This is a genomic window from Cobetia sp. LC6 (assembly GCF_030264805.1).
Classification (GTDB): domain Bacteria; phylum Pseudomonadota; class Gammaproteobacteria; order Pseudomonadales; family Halomonadaceae; genus Cobetia.
The window spans coordinates 377003-394025 of the sequence record NZ_JASSPL010000001.1 but is presented as its reverse complement, the minus strand read 5'-3'; the positions used below and the strand labels follow the sequence as shown (position 1 = coordinate 394025).

Annotated in this window: 14 protein-coding genes; 2 read left to right on the top strand and 12 right to left on the bottom strand. The window is 64.1% G+C overall.

Going from position 1 to position 17023, the window contains the following annotated elements; all coding sequences use genetic code 11:
* Window positions 1-449 precede the first annotated feature (449 nt).
* On the top strand, window positions 450-581 hold the full coding sequence (locus QQF40_RS01730) for a hypothetical protein (RefSeq protein WP_263643036.1): 132 nt from the start codon (window positions 450-452) through the stop codon (window positions 579-581).
* A gap of 170 nt (window positions 582-751) precedes the next feature.
* The gene (locus tag QQF40_RS01725; protein ID WP_175088121.1) at window positions 752-1702 is read left to right on the top strand and encodes an AEC family transporter; all 951 of its coding nucleotides are present in this window, start codon (window positions 752-754) and stop codon (window positions 1700-1702) included.
* Window positions 1703-1840: 138 nt separating this feature from the next.
* Here the strand turns inward: QQF40_RS01725 and sixA are convergent, their stop codons facing one another.
* The 12 genes from sixA to QQF40_RS01665 form a co-directional block, all read right to left on the bottom strand.
* Entirely contained in the window at window positions 1841-2350 is a 510-nt protein-coding gene (gene sixA / locus QQF40_RS01720) for a phosphohistidine phosphatase SixA (protein ID WP_175088122.1), read from the bottom strand.
* Between the two features lie 156 nt (window positions 2351-2506).
* The gene (locus QQF40_RS01715; protein ID WP_084589572.1) at window positions 2507-3634 is read right to left on the bottom strand and encodes an NAD(P)H-dependent glycerol-3-phosphate dehydrogenase; all 1128 of its coding nucleotides are present in this window, start codon (window positions 3632-3634) and stop codon (window positions 2507-2509) included.
* Window positions 3635-3966: 332 nt separating this feature from the next.
* Window positions 3967-5355, bottom strand: a complete 1389-nt coding sequence (locus QQF40_RS01710) for an NAD(P)(+) transhydrogenase (Re/Si-specific) subunit beta (protein WP_175088123.1) — start codon at window positions 5353-5355, stop codon at window positions 3967-3969.
* The gene (locus QQF40_RS01705) at window positions 5355-5687 is read right to left on the bottom strand and encodes an NAD(P) transhydrogenase subunit alpha part 2 (RefSeq protein ID WP_043335532.1); all 333 of its coding nucleotides are present in this window, start codon (window positions 5685-5687) and stop codon (window positions 5355-5357) included. Before QQF40_RS01705 ends, QQF40_RS01710 begins: the two co-directional genes overlap by 1 nt.
* Window positions 5684-6901 (bottom strand): NAD(P) transhydrogenase subunit alpha, encoded by a 1218-nt coding sequence (locus QQF40_RS01700; protein ID WP_217485766.1) that lies wholly within the window; start codon window positions 6899-6901, stop codon window positions 5684-5686. The genes QQF40_RS01705 and QQF40_RS01700 overlap by 4 nt, the downstream gene beginning before the upstream one ends.
* A gap of 608 nt (window positions 6902-7509) precedes the next feature.
* On the bottom strand, window positions 7510-9189 hold the full coding sequence (locus tag QQF40_RS01695) for a protein adenylyltransferase SelO (RefSeq protein WP_175088124.1): 1680 nt from the start codon (window positions 9187-9189) through the stop codon (window positions 7510-7512).
* The gene (locus QQF40_RS01690; protein ID WP_285460212.1) at window positions 9182-11233 is read right to left on the bottom strand and encodes an AAA family ATPase; all 2052 of its coding nucleotides are present in this window, start codon (window positions 11231-11233) and stop codon (window positions 9182-9184) included. Before QQF40_RS01690 ends, QQF40_RS01695 begins: the two co-directional genes overlap by 8 nt.
* Before the next feature lie 57 nt (window positions 11234-11290).
* Window positions 11291-12235: a glucosaminidase domain-containing protein gene (locus tag QQF40_RS01685; RefSeq protein ID WP_175088126.1), complete on the bottom strand. Its 945-nt coding sequence runs from the start codon at window positions 12233-12235 to the stop codon at window positions 11291-11293.
* A gap of 410 nt (window positions 12236-12645) precedes the next feature.
* Window positions 12646-14529, bottom strand: a complete 1884-nt coding sequence (gene htpG, locus QQF40_RS01680; protein WP_175088127.1) for a molecular chaperone HtpG — start codon at window positions 14527-14529, stop codon at window positions 12646-12648.
* Window positions 14530-14860: 331 nt separating this feature from the next.
* Entirely contained in the window at window positions 14861-16036 is a 1176-nt protein-coding gene (locus QQF40_RS01675; RefSeq protein WP_254626957.1) for a PaaI family thioesterase, read from the bottom strand.
* Entirely contained in the window at window positions 16036-16422 is a 387-nt protein-coding gene (locus QQF40_RS01670; RefSeq protein ID WP_175088128.1) for an MAPEG family protein, read from the bottom strand. Before QQF40_RS01670 ends, QQF40_RS01675 begins: the two co-directional genes overlap by 1 nt.
* A 260-nt stretch (window positions 16423-16682) precedes the next feature.
* A complete protein-coding gene (locus QQF40_RS01665) occupies window positions 16683-17021 on the bottom strand; it encodes a YkvA family protein (protein ID WP_175088129.1) in 339 nt (112 codons plus the stop codon).
* Between the last annotated feature and the right edge of the window lie 2 nt (window positions 17022-17023).

The following is a 17023-nucleotide window of genomic DNA, read 5'->3' as shown; positions in this document are numbered from 1 at the left end:
TAGGGGCAATGCGTAGCCGGGACTGATGGTTCCGGCAGGTGATCATGAGGCCGGAAGATGACCGTGGCACCGGCAGATAACCGTGACAGATGACAATGCAGCGCACAGGGTAAGCGGACAGCCAGCGCTCGCCAAGCAGGAGGACACGCACAGTCGCCACTCGCGCGGTTATGGCGGCTATTCCACCCTTTGCCGGCCCTCAAGGCCTATCGCGGCGCCGGTCTTCTCGACCACCATCCCCCCCCTGGTTGGCGGCATGCGGTCAACAGAACCTGACATTGGTGCTGTCACCAGAGCTGCACGACTATCCCTAAGTCTAAGGAAAGCCTGATATGCTGGACGGATGACAGTCACGCGCTGTTGGCAGAAGGTCTTGCTGGCCGGCCGTGTGGCTGCCAGAGCCTTCACTCGCTGAGCCAACATTTCACCTTGCTGGACAGGACCCCTCGATGCCCAAGCATGACAAGCAGTCCGCTACTTCCTCGCCGTCTTCCAGGCCGCGCCGCGATACCCGCCTGCGCAACGGGCTGTTCTGGGCCTTGCTGGCAGCGGCCTTGATCACGGGCTTCTGGCTAGCCTGAGCCAGGCCGCCGCGGCAGTTCACGACGGGGCTGATACGACAGCTCGCAACGGGCTGACACGACAGTTCACGATGGGCGATCGCGCGACGCTCGCCAGGCGCTGACCAAAAGCCTCACCAGACAGACCGCAACACTCACAGGACAAGGGCTGAAATGAGCGAGACTACTTCATGAACGACATGCTGGCGCTGTTCGTCGCGACCCTGAACGTCACCGTTCCGGTCTTCGCGATGGTATTTCTGGGCCTGGGCCTCAAACGCCTCGGCTGGATCGATGACACCTTCATCGGCACCGCCTCATCGCTGGTATTCAAGGGCACCATGCCGGCGCTGGTCTTCCTCTCCATCGTGCGCGCGGACCTGGATCACGCCCTGCGCCCGGGCATGCTGACCTACTTCGCGCTGGCGACACTGGGCACCTTCCTGCTGCTGTGGGGCTGGGCGATCCTGCGCGTACCGAGAAAGGAACGCGGCGAGGTGGTACAGGGCTCGTTTCGCGGCAACTGCGCCATCGTCGGGCTGGCACTGGCCGCCAATCTCTATGGCGATCTCGGCCTCTCGATGGGCGGCATCCTGATGGGCGTCGTCATCCTGTCCTACAACATGCTGTCGGTGGTGGTGCTGTCGAGCTATCTCGGCGATGGCCGCACCAGCTGGAGCGGCATCGCGCGTGGCATCATCACCAACCCGTTGATTCTCGGCGTGCTGGCCGCCCTGCCCTTCGCGGCATTCAGCTGGCAGCTGCCCGAGTGGCTGGAGACCTCCGGCGACTACTTCGCGCGCATGACGCTGCCGCTGGCATTGATCTGCATCGGCGGCACCCTGTCGATGCGCTCGCTGCGTGAAGGCCGCAAGCTGGCGCTGAGTGCCAGCCTGATGAAGATGATCAGCGTGCCGCTGCTGGCGATCACCGTCGCGGTGCTGCTGGGCTTCCGCGGTACCGAACTCGGGGTGCTGTTCCTGTTCTTCGCCTCACCGACGGCGGCGGCAAGCTTCGTGATGGTGCGGGCGATGGGCGGCAATGACCGCCTGGCCGCCAACATCATTGCCATCAGCACCCTGATGGCGGGCATCACCATCACGGCAGGCATCTTCGTGCTCAAGCTGAGCGGTCTGGTCTAGCAGCAGCACTCTGATCAGGCAGCAGTCTGGTTGCATGCCAAAGCGAAACGCCCCCGCCAGTGCAGACTGGCGGGGGCGTTTCGCTTTGGCTCAATGGTTGCGGCTCAATGGTTTTGGTTCATGACAGCCGCGCGTGACTTACGCCAGTTCCGCCGGGCTCACGAACTGGTGCAGATCCGCCAGACCGGCGGCCCAGACATCGGCGTCCAGCCAGGCGAGGCTTGCGGTGGCAAAGGCCAGCTGGGTGCTGCCGGGGCCATCGACCAGGGCGCTGGCCAGATTCGAGACCAGCGGATTGTGGCTGATGATCAGCCAGTCGCGCGGCTCGCGCCCTTCAGAAGTGGGCGGCACATGGGTCTGAAGCCAGTCGAGCACCGGCGTCAGCGGGTCGTCCGGGGTGATGATCTCGAGCGTGGTCTGCTGCTCTCCACTCAGCTCCAGCGCCGAGGAGATCTCCTGAGCGGTCTGCTGGGCGCGGGTGAACGGACTGACGACCAGCGTCAGGCGCGCACGACGCTCGGCAGGCAGTTGATGGGCCAACCAGCACCCGATGCGGCGCGCCTCTTCGCGACCATATTCGCTCAATTCGCGGCTGGGGTCCGGCGTGCCGGCCTGGGCCTCACCGTGACGCATGATCAGTACACTCATGACATTCTCCTGAAAAGATGACTGCCGCAGCGCAAGCGCCAAATCACTCGCTCTGTCGCTGCGGCCGATGACCAGGGACTCGCCAACCGGAGCGTTGCACGAGTCAGACAAGGGGATGGCGAAACACACTCCATCACCGCTACCTGCTATGAGTCCTCAGGAGCCGTCGGGTTCCAACTGCCGCGCCTGCTGCACCGACTCACGCGACAGCACGAATTCCACATCGCTGGATTGCTCACCGCCCATCAGCGCGCGGGCCATGTGATGCGGGTCGACATTCTCGAACAGCACCTTGGCCATGCCACTGACCAGCGGCATGTAGATGCCCAGTCGCTCGGATTCATCCTGTACCAATCGCACGGTGTTGACACCCTCGGCGACCTGGCCCAACACCTCGACCGCCTGGTCGAGGGTTCGCCCTTCCCCCAGTGCGTAGCCGACCCGATAGTTGCGCGACAACGGCGAGGAGCAGGTCACGATCAGATCACCTACGCCGGCAAGGCCTAGGAAGGTCATCGGATTGGCGCCCTTGGCCACGGCGAAGCGGCTCATCTCGGCCAGCGCGCGGGTCATCAGCATGGCACGGGTGTTCTCGCCCATGCCAAGGGCCGCGGCCATGCCGGCCGCGATGGCGTAGATGTTCTTCAGCGCCCCGCCCAGCTCGACGCCGTAGCGGTCATTGCTGGCGTAGACACGGAAATAGTCGCAGCCGAAGGCCGTCTGCACGCGAGCGCGGGTGTAGGCGTCGTCGGAGGCGATCACCGTGGCTGTCAGCTGCCGCTGGGCGATCTCGGCCGCCAGATTGGGGCCAGACAGCACGCCGATGTGCGTGAAGCCGGTTTCCTGCTCCAGCACCTCACTCATCAGGGTGAAGCCTTCGCTCTCGATGCCCTTGGTGGTGGCCACCAGTATCTGCCCTTCACGCAGGTGGGCGCGCGCCTGGCGGACCACCGTGCGGAAGGCCTTGGAAGGAATCGCCACGCACACCAGTTCGGCCTCAGCCAGCGCATCGGCCATGTCGGTGGTGGCACGCACCGAGGCATTGATCTCGAAGCCCGGCAGATAGCCAGAGTTGCGGTGCCGGGTGTTGACTTCCTCGGCCTGGCTGGCATCACGCATCCACTGGGTGACGCTGGCACCATTGTCGGCGGCAATCGAGGCGATCGCGGTCCCGAAGCTGCCGCCACCCAGCACGCAGACATTGAGTCCCACCGCCTGAGGGGTCGTTTCGCTTACCTCGCGATCACGAATGGCCCGACGAGGTGAAGGGGTAGTGGCAGACATGCAGACTCCTTGGATGACGATGTGCTCAGTGAATGGCAGGCATTGTACTCATAGTTTGTCAGAGAATGCTGAACAAGAGATGTCTGCGCAGGCTTCGTGGCCAACGTAGGGGGCTGCGCCTGGGTGACACACCTGAGTGGCGTACCTGCCAAGCGCGCCTCGCAAGCAATCGACTGGCATGCACCATCGACTTGCATGAACGATCGTTATGCATGAACTCTCGATACATACAAAAAACCGACAATCCCTGCCCCCTGAGGCGCAGAAATTGCCGGTCTGTTCAGCGCTGGCGGGATGGCGGCAGACTTGCCCCATCACGCCGAGGCATCAGATCACAGCGTCTTGAGGGCCGTGATCATGTCGCCGACCACCTTCTGACCATCGCCATACACCATGCGCGTGTGGTCAAGATAGAAGAGGTGATTCTCGACACCGGAGAAGCCGGAACCCTGACCGCGCTTGATCACCAGCACGTTGCGTGACTGATCGGCGTTGAGGATCGGCATGCCGTACAGCGGGCTTGAGGCGTCGTTCTTGGCGACCGGATTGACCACGTCATTGGCGCCGATGACCAGCGTGACGTCGGTGGTCTCGAAGTCGTTGTTGATCTCGTCCAGGTCCGCAATCATGTCGTAGGGCACGCCGGCTTCCGCCAGCAGCACATTCATGTGGCCCGGCATGCGACCGGCGACCGGGTGGATCGCGAAGCGCACTTCGACGCCACGCTCACCCAGCAGCTCGACCATCTCCCAGACCTTGTGCTGCGCCTGTGCCACCGCCATGCCGTAGCCCGGCACGATGATGACGCGCTCGGCGAAGGCCAGCTGCACGGCGGCGTCCATCGGATCGGAGGCCTTCATGCTGCCCTCGATCTCGCCCTGCTCGACACCGGAGGCGCCGCCGAACTGCTTGAACAGCACGTTGCGGAGCGGACGATTCATGGCCTTGGCCATCAGCTGGGTCAGCAGCGTACCGGCCGCCCCGACGACAGTACCGGCGATGATCATCGCGGCATTGCCGAGCACGAAGCCTTCCATTGCCACCGCAAGGCCGGTCAGCGCATTGAACAGCGAGATGATCACCGGCATGTCGGCGCCACCGATGGGCAGTGCCAGCATCGCGCCGAACAGCAACGCAAGCACGAAGAACACAAGCACCAGCGAGCCGGACGGTTCCACCGCCGCGATCACGACGCCCAGATAGACCGTCAGACCCAGCACGATCATGTTGATCAGCTGCTGACTCGGGAAGTTGAACGCCTTCTTGAGGCGCCCATCCAGCTTGGCCCAGGCCACGATGGAACCGGAGAAGGCCACCGCACCGATCATCGCCCCGAGCACGCCCAGCCACAGCGCCAGCGAGCCGTGCTGCTCGATCAATGCCGGGTTGTCGCTCATGCGCATCAGCTCGACCGCAGCGATCGCCGCTGCCGCACCGCCACCCATGCCGTTGTAGATGGCGATCATCTGCGGCATGTCGGTCATCTCGACCTTGTTGCCGGAGTACCAGGCGATACCGCCACCGATGACGATGGCCAGCAGCATCAGACCATAACGACCATCAATCTGCGGATGCAGGAAGGTGAGCAACGTTGCCACGACCATCGCGATACCGGCCCAATGGATGCCGCTGCGTGCCGTGGAAGGGTGTGACATGCGCTTGAGACCGAGGATGAAGACCACCGCCGCCGCGAAATACCCTGTTTCGACCAGCCAGTTCATCAGCGAGCCTCCTTGTCGTTGATGCCATTGGCAGCGTCTGTGCCCTTGCTGCGATCACTGGTCTTGAACATTTCCAGCATGCGCTCGGTGACCACATAACCGCCGACCGCGTTGCCGGCGCCCAGCAGCACGGCGATGAAGCCGATGAACTGCTGCATGCCGGTCTCGGCCTGACCGAGGGCGATCATCGCCCCGACCAGCACGATGCCGTGGATGAAGTTGGAACCGGACATCAGGGGCGTGTGCAGAATCACCGGCACACGCGAGATGACCTCGTAGCCGACGAAGGCCGCCAGCATCAGGATGTATACGGCAGAAAGTCCTTCGATCATGCGGCGTCCTCCGCGCGAGCGCGTACGTCATCGTGGGTGATGCGGCCGCCATCGGTCAGACGCATCGGGCCGAGCACCGCATCTTCGAAGTCCAGCGTCAGTTCGCCGTCCTTCATGAAGGGGGTCAGCAGGTTGAAGAGGTTCTTGGCGTACATCTCGCTGGCATTGACCGCCAGGCTCGAGGCCATGTCCAGCGGGCCGAGTATCGTGACGCCGGCGTGCTCGACACGCTTGCCTGGCTCGGTCAGTTCACAGTTGCCACCGCCTTCGGCGGCGAGATCGACCAGCACGGCGCCGGGCTTCATGCCCTCGACCATCTCACGGCTGATGATGCGCGGCGACGGACGCCCAGGAATCGCGGCGGTGGAGATCACCACATGCGCATCGCCCATGTGACGTGCCAGCGCATCGGCCTGCTGGGCGCGCTCGTCATCGGTCAGCTCGCGGGCGTAGCCGCCCTCGCCGGAGGCATCGACGCCGGTATCGATCATCTTGGCGCCCAGCGATTCGACCTGCTCACGCGCGGCAGCGCGAATGTCATAGGCCCACACCTGGGCGCCGAGACGCTTGGCAGTCGCGATGGCCTGCAGACCCGCGACGCCGGCACCGACCACCACGACACGCGCCGGACGCACGGTACCGGCAGCAGTCGTGAGCATCGGGAAGAACACCGAGGACTCGTTGGCCGCCAGCAGCGCGGCGTGATAGCCCGCGACACCCGCCTGCGAGGACAGGGCGTCCATGCTCTGGGCCCGCGAGATACGCGGCACGAATTCCATGCACAGGCTGGTCAGTCCCTGACTGGCAAGCTTGCTGATCAGCTGCGGATTCTGGTACGGCGTCATCAATGCCACCACCACCGCACCCTCACGGAACTCGCTGATCTGTGACTCGCTGGGCGTGCGCACGCACAGCACGAGATCCGCCGCGGCACGCGCCGCCGCGATATCGGCCTCGGCAACGACCGCCACCCCGGCCTGGGCGGTGTAGGCCGCATCGTCGAAGTGTGCATGACGTCCGGCACCGCTCTCCACGTGCACGATGGCGTCACTGGTGTCACTGACGCTGCTGTCCAGGTGACGCGCGAGCTTGCCGGCCGTCACCGGGTCCAGCGCGACGCGGCACTCCCCGCGCGCCAGTGTGCTGCTCACGCCCTCGTCGGGTGTCACCAGGTCCGGTGCACGCATCTCGCGCACGACTAGAATATTCAGCATCGCGCACCTCGTTTCACGTCCGTGTTCATGCCTGAGGCTGCCAGCCTTGAAAGGTTCATGGCGTCGTTCCTGTTGAGCGCTGATTCGCGCCATCCTGCCTGCCGGAGGCGCTTTCAGCGACGTTATTGCCTGTCACAGGTGAGACTTGCCTGAACCGCAAGCCGTGACTCACGCATGGCCAGAAGGCCTGACATCACCCGCGACACGATGAGTGTCCAGCATCAGTCTTTTCTTGTCGGTGCATCAGGGTCAAGCGCTGCAGTGCAAAAAAAGCAATAAAATCAAGCATAAAGCTATCGTTATGACAGCCATAACAGCCACCTTATGCTGACAGGCGCCTTGCGGCACTACCAAGTGACTGATTTGCAATGAGTTTACAAAAGGCACCTCACCAAGAATAGCTCAGCTTTGTGTTATGCATCGCATAATCTCGAGCTTATGGCTGCGACAGCGGCTGCCATGAAAAATGGGATACCGCCGCAGCAGCATCCCATTTTCGTGACGATGACTTGAGTGTCAGCGCGTGTTTCCTGCATTGCACCAAGCGGATGCTCGGCCGCGGCTTGCGCTGTCAGCGATGCAGTTCAGGCCCCCTTCAGGAGATCCGCTCAGGAAGAGCAACTCATGCAGATCGGCGCTGCATTTGCCGCCGGTGGCCGTGTCCAGTCATCGACGAGTTCGGCATCGACGCCCTGCGCCTGCCCCAGCTCCTGCGCCGCCTCCAGACTACCCTCCTCGGGGCGGAAGAAGGGTGCCGTCAGACGCTGACGCAAGGCCTTTAGCGTAGCGTCATCACCCTGCTCGACCCGTGCGATCACCTCCAGCAGCAGATGCGTGCGCGGCACATAGAGCGGATTGCAGCCGAGCATGGCCAGACGACGCTGGCGCTCATTCTCGGCAGAGAGCCCAATGACCATGACGCGCGCCTGATAGCGTTCGAGCCACGCCGAGGCTTCATCGCGCGCCTGGGCCGAATTGCCATGCGGCCCACGCTCGCCGGCCAGGCGCACGACCAGCGTTTCCGGCACGGGCTGCGTGACATCCCAATGACTGAGCAGACGGTAGGCATGGGTGTGGTCGACCTTACCGGCCGCCAGCAGCTCTCGCCACTGCTGCACCAGCGTCATGTCCTCATCGCGAGCATCCGGCAACCCGAGACGCGCGCGCATCAGGCGGGCATATTCACGCTGCAACTCGCCCTCATAGGCGCCCAGCGCAGCGGAGAGCGCTTCGACATCGATCAGCGGCGACAGCGCGATCCCCAGACGCTCCAGATTCCATAGCCCGATGCCCGGCTGCTGGGCGAAACCATAGCGCCCGGCCTGATCGGTATGATTCGGTACCAGATTCTCTTCATAGCCATCGAGGAAGGCGTAGGGCCCGTAATCGAAGGTCAGCCCCAGCAGCGACATGTTGTCGGTGTTCATTACCGCATGCACGAAGCCGTAGGCCTGCCAGGCCGCGATCAGTTTTGCGGTGCGAGTGATCACTATCTCGAACATGGCCAGCGCGGCGGCGATACGTGTCGCTTCATCCAGCGGCTCGCGCCCGATCTCGCCCATGTCGGAAGCCTCATCCGGCATCTCGGGCAGGCTCTCGGGGAAGTGCTCCCGCAGGGCGTGATCGATCAGCGTCTTGAGGTCTTCATGCCGGCCGGAGTGGGCCAGCCACTCGAAATGCCCGAAGCGCAGGTGGCTCTCGCAGACGCGCAACACGGTAGCGCCGGGCTCGACGGTCTCGCGCTGGACCCGCTCGCCATTCACCGCCAGCGCCAGCGCGCGGCTGGTAGGAATGCCCAGCGCCGCCATGTACTCGCTGGCCAGGTACTCGCGCACGCTGGAGCGCACCACCGCCTGACCATCACCGAAGCGCGAGTAAGGCGTACGACCGGCGCCCTTGAGATGCAGATCGAAGGTCTTGCCGTAATCAGCCTCAAGTTCGCCGAGCAGAATGCCTCGCCCGTCGCCGAGCTGCGGATTGTAGTGACCGAACTGATGGCCAGTGTATTTCTGGGCCAATGCGTCCATGCCCGGCAACAACTGCTCACCGGCCATCAAGAGTCGCAGCTGCTCGAGCGCCTCCTCGTTGGAGGCGTCGGAGGTCAAGGGCGCCTCCAGCCCCAGCAGACGGGCGCAGTCAGGACTCACATCGGCAAGGCGCGTGCCTTGTCGCGGCTCTGGCGTGACACGCGTGAAGAAGTGCTCAGGCAGGCGGGCATAACGGTTGTTGAAGCGCAGCGCCGCCAGGTCGTGCATGTGCGCGGCGGACGTAGGGGCAAACTCACTCATCAAGAGGCTCCGTCGGGCCGCCGGGGGTCGGCGACTCGCTGGGGGAAGAAGTGGACGCGGCGGCATCACTCGGGGTCAACAGGCTGCGCAGACCGCCGGAGGGTCGCCCGGGCGGCAGCTTGCTGGCCATTTCATACAGCTTGCGCGCCGTCGTATCGGTGCGTGCCTGACGCTTGAGCGCCTGCAGGGCATCGTCGGAGCCCCGGGCATGGCCCAGGTGCTGATCATGGCTGGCAGAGTCGACCGAGGCTTGCGCCTGATCGCGCGTGCCAGCCGAGGGCGACACTGCGGCAGACGTGCTCTCAAGCGATGTCTCATGGCGGCGCAGCAGCAGTCGCTTGCGCGGTGTCAGCGCCAACTCCGACAGACGTGCCTTGCCCCACCACGGGTGGGGTGCATGCACGCCATGCGTGGACTCGCTCAGCCAGGCCTGTGGCAGTGCCTCGAGCAGAGGGAAGCGCTCACTCTCATCCTGAGCCTGCCACCAGTGGCTCAGGCGCTCATTGAGTACCAGCAGCTGGCGTGCCCGCGTGGCGGCGGTGTAGCTGAGATTGGTGACCAGCACCTGATTGGGCAATTGCTGGCGCTCGCTTGGCAATGCCAGATCATCGGCCAGCACCACGCAATCAAATTCGAGACCCTTGGCGCGGAACACCGTCCCCAGCATGACCGTGGGCAGCTCGACCGACTGTCCCCGCGCGTGAGCACTGACGATGGCGGCCTGCAGGTCGCCATCGTGCTTGCGCAACTCCCCGATCCATTGGTCGAGTGGCGCCTGGGCATACCAGGAGGCCAACTCATGCAGACTGCGCGCCTGATGATCATCGAGACGCGCCAGAGCCCCCAGTACCTGCGCCGGAGTCTGACCGAGCCGCGTCAGGGAGGGGGGCAGCAGTCGCCAGCACTCACGCTGACTGGCCCTGTCGCCCTGCTCGGCCAGCTGATGTGCGCGCCAGAGTCGCCAGTGATCCAGCAGCCCCGCCAGAGGATAGCCTTCGATGCCATCCAGCCAGGCCACCGCGATGCCGCGCTGGTGCAGTGCCAGCGCCTCCCCCAACGCCGCCACCGGGCCGGCACTGATCACCGCGTGGCGCTTGCCGGAGTGCAGCAATGCCTCACGCACTGCGGGCAGCGCCAGACGGGTCGCCGGACCGAGGCCGCTCATGGCCTGTTCACGCGCGGTGGGTGAACAGGCCGCCAACCGCGTGCCCAGCGCCGCCAATGCCGGCCCGAAGCGCCAGGCGCCGGGTAGCGAGTAGACGGTGGCATCGGCCAGCAGCGGCGAATCCAGCGAACTCATGCCTTCCACCTGGCGCGACAGGCTCTGATGCGGGTCGCCGATCAGCAGCAGGTCACAGCGCTGGCGACGCAGCATGGCCAACAGCGCTGGCGTGGCGTCCTGCGCCTCATCCAGCATCACCAGGTCGGCCTCCAGCGACTGGCCATGCTGTGACCACAGCTTGAGCAAGGCATTGAACGACAGGCTCTGCTGATGATCGGCGGGGTCCAGCAGGCACTCCCATACCAGCCGCATGCTCTCGACCAGCTGGCGCAGTTCATTGGCGCTCAACCGTTGTGCCACGCCTTCGGGCAGGTGCTCAGGCATCGGCACCGCATCGCTTTCGGCAAAGAAGGTGTTGAGGCCCTGGGCGATCAGGCTGCGCGACTGGCTGGAAAGACTGCCCAGCCAGCTGAGACTCTGCGGCGCCAGACGACGTGTGATGTCGGGCTGCCGCTTGAGCTTGTCGCCGTACTCCTCCATCAAGGCCTGGCGCGCCAGCTGATGCAGCGACAGCGACTGGACATTGGCAGGCAGCTGACTGGCAGTCCGCCCCGCCACCGCCGGGTTGAGCGAGGTATAGATGAGGGTCTCGTCGGCGTAGGTACGCGCCAGCTCGACCATCAGTACGGTCTTGCCGCTGCCGGCGCAGGCACGCACCACCACGCAATCGCTGTGCTCGGCGCTGTTGGCCGGTGTGCGATCGCGCAGGCGCGAGGGAAAGGGATGGGCGAGAATTCGCCGTTGATCATTGCTCAGATGCATGGCGGCATGATCCCCTGTGGCAGCGCGGGGGGCAAGACCTTCGCTGCGCGATCATGACTAGGACAGGGCGCCATTGGCCGCGAGGCGCTCACGCACGGTACGTATCAGGCCACGATTCCAGCGCAACAGATCATGGAGCGTGGTGAAGTAGGCGCTGCCCCGCGTCGAGTAGGTACTCAGCGTGGGGATGAGGTCTTCGGCACGCACCGGCTGGCCCGCGTTGCGCAGACGCCCGCGCAACTCACGCAGCTCGGCATAGCTACGCTGGGAGTTGAGGTTGTCGAAATAGGCGGCGATACCGGCCTCCAGGCTCTCGAAACGCCGATATTCACGTCCCGGCGGCCCGATACCGCAGCCGCGCGAGAAGCAGCGCATGCCGAACAGGTTGTTGGCCTCACGGGCATGGCCCGACGTCCCCCAGCCCGACTCCTCGATGGCCTGCACCAGCACCATATCCAGCGGCAGGGTGTCGATACGCAGCAGCAGGCGCGTCCAGCTGACGCCGATGTCCTCGCGCGTGACATCACAGGGCAGATTGGCCTCATCACATAACCCGTTGAGGCGCTCCTGCTCACGCTCGCTGTAGTCACGCCCTCCGTCACCGGCGCGCTTGCGCATCGCCAGCAACCAGTCGCGCTGCTCGGTGATGCGCTGGTTCTCGGCCACCACCAGCGGAATCATCAGCTCGAAGAATGCGACCTTGCGCTGGTTGCCCGCGGGATAGGGTCGCAGGTCCGGCATCTGATGGGTCTTGTCGCGGGCCAGCAGCTCATCATCCAGCCGCGCCGCCTGCGCCATCGAACCCAGCCCCATCACCAGCAGCAAGGCGGCGCTGACCAGACGAACAGAGCTCGGATGGACAGAGCCCGGATGGACAGAGCCCGGACGAACAGGCCTCAGGCACCACGAACACCGCGGCCAGGCCCACGCCCACGCAGCCAGGCGTGGCTGGCCACGCACTCCGCCCGTCAGCCAATCCGCAGAGAAAGGTAGGTAAGTCATGTGCTGCGCTCATCAAGAGGGATGCAGTAGCAAGACGCGAGATACCATCAGCGTATCTCATGAGGCTGCATGAAACCCTAAAAACGCGTGGGCGAGAAGATGGCGCGGTCGGCCAAGCGAGGAAAGACACGGCAAGCCCTGTCGTCTGTCACCGACAGACCGCCAGACGGTGCCCGCCTTTTCGCGCTACTGACGCGGCGCGCTCTCTGAGCTCCCTGCGCTTCCTCCCCTTTTTCCTTTCCCCTTCCTCCCTTCCTGCCTTGCCGCCTTCCTGACCTGCACACCTTGCACCTCGCACTGGACGCTATCGCTGACGACACACCCAACGCAAAACGCCCCCGCAGCATAAGCTGCGAGGGCGTCGTTGCGGACATGCCTGATCAAGCCAGTGACTCGATCGTTCCGCCGTCTCAGGCGCTGAGCATGCTGTTCAGGCGGCGCACGTAAGCGGCCGGATCTTCCAGCGCACCGCCTTCGGCGATGATGGCCTGATCGAGCAGCACGTGCGCCAGGTCCGTGAAGTAATCGCCTTCACCGCCTTCCAGACGCGTGACCAGGGCGTGCTCCGGGTTCAGCTCGAGAATCGGCTTCACTTCTGGCAGCGGCTGACCAGCGGCTTCCATCATCTTGCGCATCTGGTAGCCCATCTCGTGCTCCGGCAGCACCACGCAGGCCGGGGAATCGGTCAGGCGGTGCGTGATGCGCACTTCCTGAACGTTCTCGGCCAGCGCTTCCTTGACGCGCTTGACCAGATCTTCCTTGGCCTTGGCAGTCTCTTCCTGGGCCTTCTTCTCTTCTTCGTTCTCGACATCGCCAAGATCGAGATCGCCCTTGGCGACATCCGCGAAGGACTTGCCATCGAATTCGGTGAGGTGGCTCATCAGCCACTCATCGATGCGGTCGGTCAGCAGCAGGACTTCGATGCCCTTCTTGCGGAAGATCTCGAGGTGCGGGCTGGACTTGGCGGCATTGAAGCTGTCGGCGACCAGGTAGTAGATCTTGCTCTGGCCTTCCTTCATGCGCTCGACGTACTGGGCCAGTGACTGGTCCTGGGTCGCGCTATCGGTCTCGGTAGTGGAGAAGCGCAGCAGCTCGGCGATCTTCTCGCGGTTGGCGAAGTCTTCCGCCGGGCCTTCCTTGAGCACGGAGCCGAACTGATTCCAGAAGGTCTGGTACTGCTCGGGGTCCTTGGCCAGCTTCTTGAGCATGTCCAGGCCACGCTTGGTCAGCGCGGACTTGAGCTTGTCGACCTGCGGGTCCTGCTGCAGCAGTTCACGCGAGACGTTCAGCGACAGGTCGTTGGTGTCCAGCACACCCTTGATGAAGCGCAGGTACAGCGGCAGGAACTGCTCGGCGTCGTCCATGATGAAGACGCGCTGCACGTAGAGCTTCAGGCCACGCGCGGCATCACGCTGGTAGAGATCGTACGGCGCACGGCCCGGCACGAACAGCAGGCTGGTGTACTCGAGCTTGCCCTCGACCTTGTTGTGACTCCAGCTGAGCGGGTCTGAGAAGTCATGCGAGACGTGCTTGTAGAAGTTCTTGTACTCCTCGTCACTGACCTCGGACTTGGAGCGCACCCACAGCGCAGTGGCGGAGTTGGCGGTTTCCCAGTGGACCTGCTCGTTGCCTTCCTCGTCCTTTTCGACGCGCTTCATGCGCACCGGCAGTTCGATGTGGTCGGAGTACTTGGTGACCAGGTTGCGCAGGCGATAATCGTCGGCGAACTCGACGGCATCTTCCTTGAGGTGCAGCACGATCTCGGTACCGCGCTCGGCACGCTCGATGTCGGCGACGCTGAACTCGCCCTCGCCACGGGACTTCCACTCGACGCCCTGATCAGCGTCCAGGTCGGCGCGACGGGTGCGCACGGTGATCTCGTCGGCGACGATGAAGCCGGAGTAGAAGCCGACCCCGAACTGACCGATCAGACGCGAATCCTTCTGCTGGTCACCCGACAGGTTCTTCATGAACTCGGCGGTACCGGAGCGTGCGATGGTACCCAGGTTGGCGACCACATCGTCACGGCTCATGCCGATGCCGTTGTCACGCAGGGTGATGGTCTTCGCCTCGGCATCGTGCTCGATCTCGATGCGCAGTTCGCTGTCGTTGCCGTAGAGGGCGTCGTTGTCCAGCGCCTGGTAGCGCAGCTTGTCGCAGGCATCCGCCGCGTTGGAGACCAGCTCGCGCAGGAAGATCTCGCGGTTGGAATACAGCGAGTGGATCATGAGGTGAAGCAGCTGCTTCACTTCTGTCTGGAAGCCATGCGTTTCGGTGTGAGTGGCGGTCGTCATCGAAAAGGACCTCTATGTCGTGGATGCCTGAAAAGAAGATTCGCGGTGGCCAGAGCGCCCCCGCAACAATGGAACCGGCTCGCCGACGCCTGCCTTTCTTGGGCGGCAGATCGAAGGAAGCACTCGTGGATCAGATATGGGGCAAGGGTGAGGGATTTCAAGGCACTAGCGACAGATGATTGCGCCATACGCGCCAAGCATGTGCCACAGAAACACCCAAGCGGCCCCCTGGGTAGCAATGAAAGGAGCCAACGGAGGGAGCCAACGAAGCGCTGGCATTCAGGAAGGCGCTCTCAGGTGTGACGTCTGCAGAGCAGATATCGCCTGTCCATCATGGGGAGGCTATTGACTCCAGCACGAAGTGCATGCGCGCGCTGGCGACCGGTTGCTTGCGGGATTTCTGCCAGGCGCTGACGCGCACATTGGTCATGCGCCGACCTTCACGCATCACTTCACAGTCGATGCGCGTCACCTGATCACCGCGCGCCGTGGCCAGATAATCGATGGAGAAATCGATCAACTTGGGCAGGCGCGCTTCACGCCCGCCGCGCCCATGCCGCCTGAGCACCTCAAGCGTGGCGGCGGTTTCCATCGCCGCGGCCAGCACGCCGCCATGCACCGCCGGCAGCATCGGGTTGCCGACATTGTCGGGCATCGCCGCCATGGAATAGCTCAACGCCTGCTCGGGATGCAGCTCGACATCACTGGCCGCGCCCGCCTGCTGCCCGTCAATGGCACACAAGCCAAGCCCGATCGCCTGCGCGTAGGGCAGACTCGCCAGCAGCGCCGCCAGATCGGCGTGAGTGCGCTGTCCTTCGACGAAACGCCGCGCACTGAGCAGGCCGCGCGGGTCCCGGGTATCGCGCGGAGCCTGCGGCTCCGCCCTCTCGCCTGCTGGCTGTGCAGCCTGTGATGGCTGCCCGTGCGGTCCCGACTCGTGCATGGAGGGGTTCGCGGGGGCTTGAGCGTTGGCCGCCGCCAGCAGCGCCTCGGCAAAGCCGCTGGGCGTATTGCGCTCGCCGAGCCTGACGAAGTTGCCGATCGCGCGACACAGGATCTTGCCCGGCTGCTGCCAGATCTGCGCCTCGGTAAACACCATCGATTCCGTGACCCGCAGCACGCGCGCCTCGCCGACCAATGCCAGACCCTCGACGCCGGGTCGGTAGTGATCGAGGCGCAGATCCAGCGTCGGGCAGACTTCCGGTGCCGACAATCCCGTGAGCACGGCGCTGCCACACAGCGTATCGGCGAACATGGTCAGCACACCGCCATGCACCAGCCTGCGATGCGGATCGCCGATCAAGGCCGGCTGCCACGGCAGCTGCATGCGGATGGCCGGCGCGGCGACCTCCTCGACCCTGACATTCAAGCGCGCCGTGTGCGGAATGAAACTCAAGAAACCGGTCAGCGCCCGCGCCCAGCTGGCGTCATCCAACACGCCACCCGCAGCCGGCACGTCAGCGGGATTGACGGCCAGCCCCAGCAGGCTCTGCGGCACTGCATGCATCACATCCACAGCGGCATCGCCATCAACGTGAGGGAGACCAGATAGCCGACGCCCCACAGCAGTGATCGCAGCAAGGCGATATTGGCCAGATAGCAGCCCCAATAGCCCAGACGCACCAGCACGAAGACCACCGCCAGCGTGGTCGCGATGGGCGCGCCCGGCGCGGTGATCACGCTGACCAGCACTCCGGCGGCAAACAGCGGAAAGGCTTCGATGGTGTTCTGGTGTGCGGCGAGCGCCCGGGCCCCGAAGCCGGTCAGCTCACGCTGCTGTGTACGCGGGTCATGGTTGTCATAGCGACCGGTTCGCTGTTGTGCCCAGGCGACCGGCATCTTGGTCAGCACCAGCATCAGTGCCGCAAACAGCAGACAGGCATAGATCAGCATGCAGAGTTTCCTTGAAAGGCGTTGTTCAGGGCTTCGCCACAGCGGCGCGCCTTACCTTGATAAAACGACGCACCACCTGGGATAAAACTGCGCACCGCCCTGTAATGAACGGCAGACCCGACACTGACGGCACCCCATTCAAACTGGTGTTTGTTAGCGTGTCACGAGCATGGCAGGGTCGCCGCGTCCCTGCCATGCGGCCAATGGCCAGTACCTATATCCAGGCTGGCAGATGAATGGCGTTTCCACGCTGGACGCCTTCAGGGAGCCGGCGGATCGGAGGGATCAGGTTCGGGAATCTCGCCACGCCACAGGCGATAGTCGACCAGCGCATCATCAAGCTTGCCGAGCAACCAGGTCACGATCACCAGATCATCGAGAAGCCCCAGCCCCACCAGCAGATCCGGGATCAGATCCAGCGGCGAGACCAGATAGATGAAGGCGCCGGCCGCCAACCCCAGCGCCTTCCACGGCACCGGGCGATAACGTCCGCTCACCACGTCGCGCAGCAAGGGCCCCATGGTGCGCAAGGCGGCGCCTGCCTTGCCCAGCACATGACGGCGGCCAAACAATCGCGTCAACCATAATGCCTTGCCCATAG

Bases quoted from the DNA above. Each gene is read 5' to 3' on its own strand.
- QQF40_RS01665 (WP_175088129.1), bottom strand. From the start codon at position 17,021: ATGGGCAAGGCATTATGGTTGACGCGATTGTTTGGCCGCCGTCATGTG.
- QQF40_RS01670 (WP_175088128.1), bottom strand. From the start codon at position 16,422: ATGCTGATCTATGCCTGTCTGCTGTTTGCGGCACTGATGCTGGTGCTG.
- QQF40_RS01715 (WP_084589572.1), bottom strand. From the start codon at position 3,634: ATGTCTGCCACTACCCCTTCACCTCGTCGGGCCATTCGTGATCGCGAG.
- QQF40_RS01695 (WP_175088124.1), bottom strand. From the start codon at position 9,189: ATGAGTGAGTTTGCCCCTACGTCCGCCGCGCACATGCACGACCTGGCG.
- QQF40_RS01700 (WP_217485766.1), bottom strand. From the start codon at position 6,901: ATGCTGAATATTCTAGTCGTGCGCGAGATGCGTGCACCGGACCTGGTG.
- QQF40_RS01705 (WP_043335532.1), bottom strand. From the start codon at position 5,687: ATGATCGAAGGACTTTCTGCCGTATACATCCTGATGCTGGCGGCCTTC.
- QQF40_RS01725 (WP_175088121.1), top strand. From the start codon at position 752: ATGAACGACATGCTGGCGCTGTTCGTCGCGACCCTGAACGTCACCGTT.
- QQF40_RS01675 (WP_254626957.1), bottom strand. From the start codon at position 16,036: ATGCATGCAGTGCCGCAGAGCCTGCTGGGGCTGGCCGTCAATCCCGCT.
- QQF40_RS01710 (WP_175088123.1), bottom strand. From the start codon at position 5,355: ATGAACTGGCTGGTCGAAACAGGGTATTTCGCGGCGGCGGTGGTCTTC.
- htpG (WP_175088127.1), bottom strand. From the start codon at position 14,529: ATGACGACCGCCACTCACACCGAAACGCATGGCTTCCAGACAGAAGTG.
- sixA (WP_175088122.1), bottom strand. From the start codon at position 2,350: ATGAGTGTACTGATCATGCGTCACGGTGAGGCCCAGGCCGGCACGCCG.
- QQF40_RS01690 (WP_285460212.1), bottom strand. From the start codon at position 11,233: ATGCATCTGAGCAATGATCAACGGCGAATTCTCGCCCATCCCTTTCCC.
- QQF40_RS01730 (WP_263643036.1), top strand. From the start codon at position 450: ATGCCCAAGCATGACAAGCAGTCCGCTACTTCCTCGCCGTCTTCCAGG.
- QQF40_RS01685 (WP_175088126.1), bottom strand. From the start codon at position 12,235: ATGACTTACCTACCTTTCTCTGCGGATTGGCTGACGGGCGGAGTGCGT.